This is a genomic window from Actinoplanes sp. NPDC026623 (assembly GCF_040638275.1).
Taxonomy (GTDB): domain Bacteria; phylum Actinomycetota; class Actinomycetes; order Mycobacteriales; family Micromonosporaceae; genus Actinoplanes.
The window spans coordinates 1-6,642 of sequence record NZ_JBEZXZ010000312.1 but is presented as its reverse complement, the minus strand read 5'-3'; the positions used below and the strand labels follow the sequence as shown (position 1 = coordinate 6,642).

At 74.3% G+C, this 6,642-nt stretch carries 9 protein-coding genes and 1 riboswitch; of the genes, 3 read left to right on the top strand and 6 right to left on the bottom strand.

The genetic code is table 11. The annotated features are described in order from the left end of the window. Window positions 1-42: 42 nt before the first annotated feature. Window positions 43-1,077 carry a phosphotransferase gene (locus tag AB0F10_RS43220; protein ID WP_360639789.1) on the top strand — a complete coding sequence of 345 codons (1,035 nt, stop codon included), beginning with the start codon at window positions 43-45 and terminating at the stop codon, window positions 1,075-1,077. On the opposite strand, the gene AB0F10_RS43215 is transcribed toward AB0F10_RS43220, so the two are convergent. The 3 genes from AB0F10_RS43215 to AB0F10_RS43205 are packed head-to-tail and all read right to left on the bottom strand — an operon-like array spanning window position 1,074 to window position 3,189. Then, window positions 1,074-1,865 (bottom strand): alpha/beta hydrolase, encoded by a 792-nt coding sequence (locus AB0F10_RS43215; RefSeq protein ID WP_360639786.1) that lies wholly within the window; start codon window positions 1,863-1,865, stop codon window positions 1,074-1,076. The two genes, AB0F10_RS43220 and AB0F10_RS43215, sit on opposite strands and share 4 nt — an antisense overlap. Before the next feature lie 12 nt (window positions 1,866-1,877). Next, entirely contained in the window at window positions 1,878-2,600 is a 723-nt protein-coding gene (locus AB0F10_RS43210; protein WP_360639783.1) for an SRPBCC domain-containing protein, read from the bottom strand. A gap of 1 nt (window position 2,601) precedes the next feature. Then, window positions 2,602-3,189, bottom strand: a complete 588-nt coding sequence (locus AB0F10_RS43205) for a helix-turn-helix domain-containing protein (RefSeq protein ID WP_360639780.1) — start codon at window positions 3,187-3,189, stop codon at window positions 2,602-2,604. 142 nt (window positions 3,190-3,331) lie between these two features. Between AB0F10_RS43205 and AB0F10_RS43200 the strand changes: the two genes are divergently transcribed. Continuing rightward, a complete protein-coding gene (locus AB0F10_RS43200; protein WP_360639777.1) occupies window positions 3,332-3,718 on the top strand; it encodes a hypothetical protein in 387 nt (128 codons plus the stop codon). Here the strand turns inward: AB0F10_RS43200 and AB0F10_RS43195 are convergent. From AB0F10_RS43195 to AB0F10_RS43185, 3 genes are read right to left on the bottom strand one after another with little or no spacing between them, the layout of a single operon-like run. After that, window positions 3,661-4,239, bottom strand: a complete 579-nt coding sequence (locus AB0F10_RS43195) for a histidine phosphatase family protein (protein WP_360639776.1) — start codon at window positions 4,237-4,239, stop codon at window positions 3,661-3,663. The two genes, AB0F10_RS43200 and AB0F10_RS43195, sit on opposite strands and share 58 nt — an antisense overlap. Next, window positions 4,236-5,030, bottom strand: a complete 795-nt coding sequence (locus tag AB0F10_RS43190; RefSeq protein WP_360639773.1) for a CbtA family protein — start codon at window positions 5,028-5,030, stop codon at window positions 4,236-4,238. Before AB0F10_RS43190 ends, AB0F10_RS43195 begins: the two co-directional genes overlap by 4 nt. Next, a complete protein-coding gene (locus AB0F10_RS43185; RefSeq protein ID WP_360639770.1) occupies window positions 5,021-5,224 on the bottom strand; it encodes a CbtB-domain containing protein in 204 nt (67 codons plus the stop codon). The genes AB0F10_RS43190 and AB0F10_RS43185 overlap by 10 nt, the downstream gene beginning before the upstream one ends. Before the next feature lie 59 nt (window positions 5,225-5,283). Then, a riboswitch (cobalamin riboswitch) is annotated at window positions 5,284-5,354 on the bottom strand. Window positions 5,355-5,500: 146 nt separating this feature from the next. On the opposite strand from AB0F10_RS43185, the gene mycP reads away from it, so the two are divergent. Further along, the coding region (mycP, locus tag AB0F10_RS43180) for a type VII secretion-associated serine protease mycosin (RefSeq protein WP_360639768.1) at window positions 5,501-6,642 on the top strand (1,142 nt) is incomplete at its 3' end.

Genomic DNA, 6,642 nt, shown 5'->3' with positions numbered 1-6,642 from the left:
TGGCGGCGCTCCGGCCGGTGCCGCCGCGCTACGGTCGGGTGCGTGCCCAGCCCGCCGCAGGACCTCGTCGCGGACGCCGGGACGGCACAGGAGTTGCCGCACAACCTCCACAGCGGCGTCACCGGCGGAATCTGGCGGGTGCGGCGCGGCGACGGCAGCGCGATCCTGAAGATCTCCACTCCCGGGCGCCCGGAGGCCGCCGCGCACCTGCAGGCCTCCGGGATCCCGGGGCACTGGAACTACTGGCGGCGGGAGCTGCTCGCTTACTCGACCGGGCTGGCCGGCACCGCCTTCGCCGACGCCGGGCTGCACGCGCCCGCCCTGATCGACGTCGAGGAGCGCGCCGACTCGTCGGTCGCCATGTGGCTGGAGGACGTCGACGGCACGCCCGGCACCGGCTGCGGCGCCGCGGAGTTCGGCGACGTCGCGTACCGGATCGGCGCCGGGCAGGCGCGCTGGCTGGGCCGCCCACCGGACCACGGGTGGCTGTCGCGGGACTTCCTGCGCGACTACACCGTCGCCCAGTCTTCGCTCGGCGAGCCGGACTGGGAGCATCCCGTCGCGGTCGCCGCCTGGTCGCCGCGGCTGCGGGACGACCTGCGTACGTTGTGGCGGTGCCGCGCCGACGTGCTCGCCGCCGCGGACCGGCTGCCGCGCACGCTGTGCCACCACGACCTGTGGCCGATGAACCTGGTCCTGGCCGGCCACGGGCCGGTCCTGCTCGACTGGGCGTTCACCGGCCCGGGTGCGATCGGCGAGGACGTCGCGAACCTGACCCTTGACGCGTTCTTCGACGGCCTGATCGACGTGGGGCTGCTCGACGAGGTAGCGGCCGCGGTCGGCGACGGCTACCGGCGCGGCCTCGGCGCCGCCGTGGACGGTGCCACCGTGCGCCGGGCGATCAGATTGACCGGCGCGGCGAAGTACTACTGGCTCGCCCCGCGGATGCTGCACGCGCTGGACCGGGCACCGAGCCGGGCCGCCTACGACACCCGGGAGACGGCGGCGATCTTCGCCGGCCGCGCCCCGGTGCTGTCGCTGCTGACCCGCTGGGCCCGCGACAGCCTGGGGAGTTAGGCGAGGAACTCCTTGACCGCCGGCGCGAGGACCGGCGCCTTCACGATGTGGGTCTGCCCCGGCAGGGTGCGGTAGTCGGCCTTCGGCAGGGCCTCGCTGAGCGCCTTCGCCGCGTTGCGCATGTACTGCGGGCTCCTGCCGCCGTCCATGACGACCGCCGGGACCCGCACCTGCGCCCACCGGCCGGCGTCCAGCGGCAGGCCGCGGCCGGTGTCGCCGAGGATGCGCAGGTCGTAGGGGAGCGTCGGCGCGACGGCCTTGAGTTTCCGGAAGACCGGGGTCAGCGCCATGATCTGCACCACGAAGCCGGGCACGCCGACGTGGCGCAGGAACTTCTTGACCGCGCCGCCGTTGTCGCCGGCGGCGATCATCGCCTCGGTTTCGGGGAGGTAGGTGTCCGGGCGCGCCGGGTGGCTGCCGTCGACGATGAACGGCGGCTCGTAGAGGGCCAGCTTGCGGACCCCGTCGAGGCGGTTCGCGGCGTCGGCGGCGAGCACGGCACCGGAGGAGCAGCCGACCAGGTACGCCCCGCCGCCGACGGCCTCGAGCAGCGCGGCGATGTCCTCGATCTCGCGCTCGGCGGACCAGGGCAGGGTGTTGCCGCTCGCGCCCCGGCCGCGCCGGTCGTAGATGACAACGGTGCAGGTGTCGGCGAGGGCGGCCGCGAGGTCCCGTGCCGGGCCGTTGTCGCGGTAGCACATGGCGCCGTCGACGATGATCAGCGCGGGCCCGGAGCCGGTCGTCTCGTAGGCGATGGTGGTGCCGTCGGCGGAGGTGACGGTGGCCATGATCGTGTCCCTTCAGGAATCGGTGGCGTCGAGCGAGTCGAGGAACGGCTGCCATTCGGCGGTGTCCGCGGGTGCGAAGAGCGCGTGGCCGGCGACCATGGCGCCGTGCCGGCCGCGGAGGAACCGGTAGAGGGCGTCCGGGGTGCGGATGCCCAGCGTGTGCGGGTTGACGAAGTAGACGACCCCGTCGCCGATCGGCTCGCCGCGCACCGGGTCGCCGGCGCGCGGCGCCGGGCTCAGCCCCAGGGCCGCGTACAGGTGGCGCCAGGTGCGGGGCCAGTCGGAGACCTGCGGGCCGAACGCGGTGACCGGCGTGGCCGTGCGGCCGGGGAACCATTCCAGGCACTGCAGCAGGGTCTTGAAGAACAACTCGGTGCCGTAGCGCATCGCCTCGAACTCGTCGCCCCAGTCGTCACCCGGCAGAAAACCGCTGGTCACGGCCCGCAGCACGGTGGCCGCGCCGGCGCGGCCCTCGATCAGATACTCGTACGCGACGAAGCGGCCGTCCGGCCCGGCGGCGCTGCCGTAGGCGAGGCGGTGCGGCGCGTCCGAGGCGGTGACGGTGCCGGTGGGTATCCAGCCGTCGCCGAACGAGGTCCGCACCGTCGCGCCGTCGACCTCGGTGCGCCCGATGAACCAGGAGCTGATCCCCGGCCCGGTGGCGATGGCGTCCCAGACCTGCTCGGGACTGGCCGGCACCTCGGCGTCGAGGCGGATGTCGAAGTCCTTGCCCATCTCAGTCCTCCCGGGTGACGCTCGGGTGCACGGCGACGACCAGGCGGTGGCCGCGCCCGCCCGGCGCGTCCTCGTCGTGGTATTTGCTCACCAGCCGGGAGACGGCGACGGTCAGCTCCTCGGCGAACGCGGCCCGGTCGGCGGCGCTCGCGAAGCGGACCTCGGCGTCGATCGCGAACGTGGCGACCCGCTGCCGGGCCCGGCCGGCGCCGGTGAGCAGCTCGCCGACGTCGCGGACCAGGCGGGCGGCGACGGCGAGCAGCCAGCGCGCCGACAGCCGGTCCGGGTCCCGGGACGGGTCCGGGGCGAGCGCCGACATGGTGGCCGGGGAGATCACGTAGGACACGGCGGTGGCCTGCAGCATCCGCTCGGTGACGTTGCCCTTGCGGCGCTCCTCGACCAGCTCGATCATGCCGTGCTGCTCCAGGGTGCGCAGGTGGTAGTTGACCTTCTGCCGGGGGAGCCCGACCTTGGCGGCGAGCATCGTCGCCGAGCCGGGGACGGCCAGCTCGGCGAGGAGCCGGCTGCGGATGGGATCCAGGCTGACCGCGGCCGCGGCCGGGTCCTCGATCACTGCGACGCTCTCCATACGTCGAACTCTCCCACCGACAAAAAGATTTGTCTAGCCGACAATTATGGTCGGTGGGTGCCGGCCTCGCCGGTCCTCGGGCCATGGCCGCGTCGACGCCGCGTGGTTTCAGCGGGTCTGGGCCTACACCGGAGATGTGGACATGGTCAGCGTCGACATCAACCGGGCTGATCCGGCCGCTGACGAGTGCGGCCAAATGCGCGAGATCGAGCGTAGGGTGCGATCGTTTGAGCGCCTTGTCGTGCCGCTGCAAGGGATCGGGGACGGCGGTATGGCCATTGTCGATCAGACGGACAAAGGCACCGAGGACCCGCTCGCACGGACGTACGCATGCTCGGGCAACGCCCTCGTGAGCGTGGTCATGCGCGTCGACGGCGTGATCACCGACGAGGCGTACCTCACGCAACGCTCACCCGAACCGGAGCCGCGCTCGACGACGTGCTCGCCGACCTTCGCCCCCGATAGCGCCGGCTACTGCGGGTCCGCGGCGTGCGGGGGGAAGGACAGGTGCCAGCGGCCGGTCCGGTAGGCGAGCCGGGTCAGCGACAGCGGCGCCACGTCCAGCAGCCACACCGCGTCGTCCGGCAGGCCCAGCGCGTGGGTCAGCACCGCCCGCACCACGACCGGGTGGGCGACGGCGACCACCCGCAGCCCGGCCTGTTGGTCGAGCCAGGCCCCGGCGCGGGCACGCACCGCCGCCAGGGACTCGCCGCCGTGCGGCGCCGCGCCGGGGTCGGTGAGCCAGGCCTGCAGCCCGTCCGGCTCGGCGCCGGCCACGTCGCCCAGGCCGAGCCCCGTCCAGCCGCCGTAGTCCGGGTCGGCGAGCGCCTTGTCCACGACCGGATCGTCGTGGCCCAGCGCCCGGGCCGTCTGCAGCGCGGCCTGCGACGGCGCGCAGCACCAGGTGTCGGCCCGGCCGCCGAGGTCACCGGCGTCGCAAAGGGCGAGGGCGGCCCGCAGGCCGCCCTCGTCGAGGTCGTCATCGCCGCCGAAGACCGCGCGGCGCAGGCCCGGGGTCGTGGCGGCGGCGAGAAGCCGCAATCCGCTCACACGGCCACGATATCGGACTTCCCGCGTGCCGCCGCGGCGCTCCGGCTTCCGAGCCGGTCGAGCAGCGCCGCGAACGCCAGCCCGAGCGCCGCCCACAGCGTGGCCTGGGTGCCGAGCGAGGCCATCCGGAAGTTCCACAGCAGGCTCGCCGGGAACGTGCCGGGGACCTCGTCGATGCTCGGCAGCAGCAGGTAGCCGATCGCGACCACGATCAGGAAGCCACCGGCCGCCGCGGCGGCGCGCAGCCACTCCGGCGAGGCCGCCCGCAGCGACCGGGACGCGACCACCCCGGCCCAGACCGCGACCAGGCCGATCACCACGATCGACAGGTAGCTGATCGTGCGCTGGTCGATCGTCGCCGGGTCGCCGACCGCGGGCGGGTTCGCCGGATACTTGACGAACGGCACCAGCACGATGCCGAGCAGGGCCGCGCCGGCCAGCCCGAACGCCGCCCGGGTGTCGCTCGAGGTGCGCAGCCGGCGGCGCAGCAACGTGTAGGCGGTGGCCAGCAGGCCGCCCATCGCGACGCCGTACAGCGCCGTGGCGAGGAACAGCCCGGCACGCTGACCGTCGCGGGAGACCAGCTCGTCGTCGTGCTGCGACTCGGTCGCCGCGGCCGGGCCCGCGGGCTCGGCCGCGGCCTGCTCGATGGCGATCGCCGCGTCGATGCGGCTCTCGCCGGTCGCATAGGCGAAGACGCCCGCCAGCAGGCCCGCGATCAGGCCCGCGAGCAGGCCCCGCAGCAGGATGGCGCCGTAGGACGGCGCGGAACGCCCGGGCGTCAGTGACACGGGACGCCGAGCAGATGCCGGCCGTCGTGCATCAGTTCGTGCAGATACATCCCGCCGCGGGAGATCGCGCCCTGGTCGAAGGCGACCAGGTAGGCGAGCAGCAGGAGCAGCATGACGACGCCGGCGGCCGTCACGAGCACCCGCGGGGAGGCGGCGGGCGTGCTCAGCGGGCGAACCGCTTGAATATCTGGCATAAGGGGTCAGACCTCCTTCGGGATGACGCGTCCCGTTCAACAGGCCTGCGTACGTGTGAGCGTCCTGACTCACGGGTCCCGGGGGAACCGTTCACAGTGGCGCGACCGCACCGGATTCACACCGGTTTCCCTCACGACGCCGCAGTTGGTCCCCACAACTTAGCGGCGGCCGCCGGAGCCGGTCAATCGAAGCCCATGGTCATGAACCGGGCGGGTCGCCGCGGCGGGCCGCGCCTCGCTAGCATCCAGTCCCGGAGTGTTCGACGGGGGAGTGGCATGCAGTTGCGCAGGATCGCGGTCGCGGTCGCCGTGTCGGCGGCCGTCCTGCTGCCCGGCGCACCGGCGCGCGCCGCCGCGTGCCAGAGCCCGCCCGAGTCCTTGCCGGTGAGCAAGGCCAGGCCCTACGAAGTGCAGATGTTCGACCCCGAGCGGCTCGCGCCGTTCGCCACCGGCGACGGGGTGCGCGTCGCGGTGATCGACTCCGGGGTGGACGCCGACCATCCGCAGCTGCGCGACCAGGTCGCCGCGGGCCGCGACTTCCTGCGCAGGGACGCGACCGGCCGGCAGGACTGCGTCGGCCACGGCACGGCGGTGGCCGGCATCATCGCCGCGAAGCCGGTCGACGGCGTGGGCCCGCGCGGCCTGGCGCCCGGCGCGCGGATCGTGCCGATCCGGGTCAGCGAGCAGACCGACACCGGTGGCGGCGCCACGAGCGGCGAGCCGGCCGACCCGGGCCGGTTCGCCCAAGCGATCGACTGGGCGGTCGGCGAGGGCGACGCCGACGTCATCAACATGTCCCTGGTGATGACCGAGGACGACAGCCGGGTCCGCGAGGCCGTGGCCCGCGCCGTCGACGCCGGCGTGGTCGTGGTCGCCGCCGCGGGCAACCACGGCAAGCCCAACGAGGCGAACCCGCGGCCCTACCCGGCGTCCTACCCGGACGTCATCGGCGTCGGCGCGATCGGGGCGGACGGCGTGGCCGGCGACTTCTCCCAGCACGGTGACTGGGTGGACGTGACCGCGCCCGGCGTCCAGGTCACCGTCGCCGCCCGCGGGTCCGGGCACACCCGCAGCGACGGCACCAGTTTCGCGGCGCCGTTCGTCTCCGCCACCGCGGCGCTGGTCAAGCAGCGGTTCCCGGCGCTGACCCCGGCGCAGGTCGCCCGCCGGATCATCGCCACCGCCGACCCGGCACCCGGCGGGCGCCGCAGCGATCGCTACGGCTTCGGCGTCGTCAACCCCTACCGGGCGCTGACCGAGACGCTCGGGCCGGACCGGGCACCCGCACCCGCGCCGGTCGTCGTGCACACCGAGGACCCGGCCGCCGTGGCGCAGCAGGCCCGCCGGGACCGCGCCCAGGACCTGTCGCTGGTGGTGGCCGCGGCCGGTGCCGGCGTCGTCGTGCTGGTGGTCGTGGC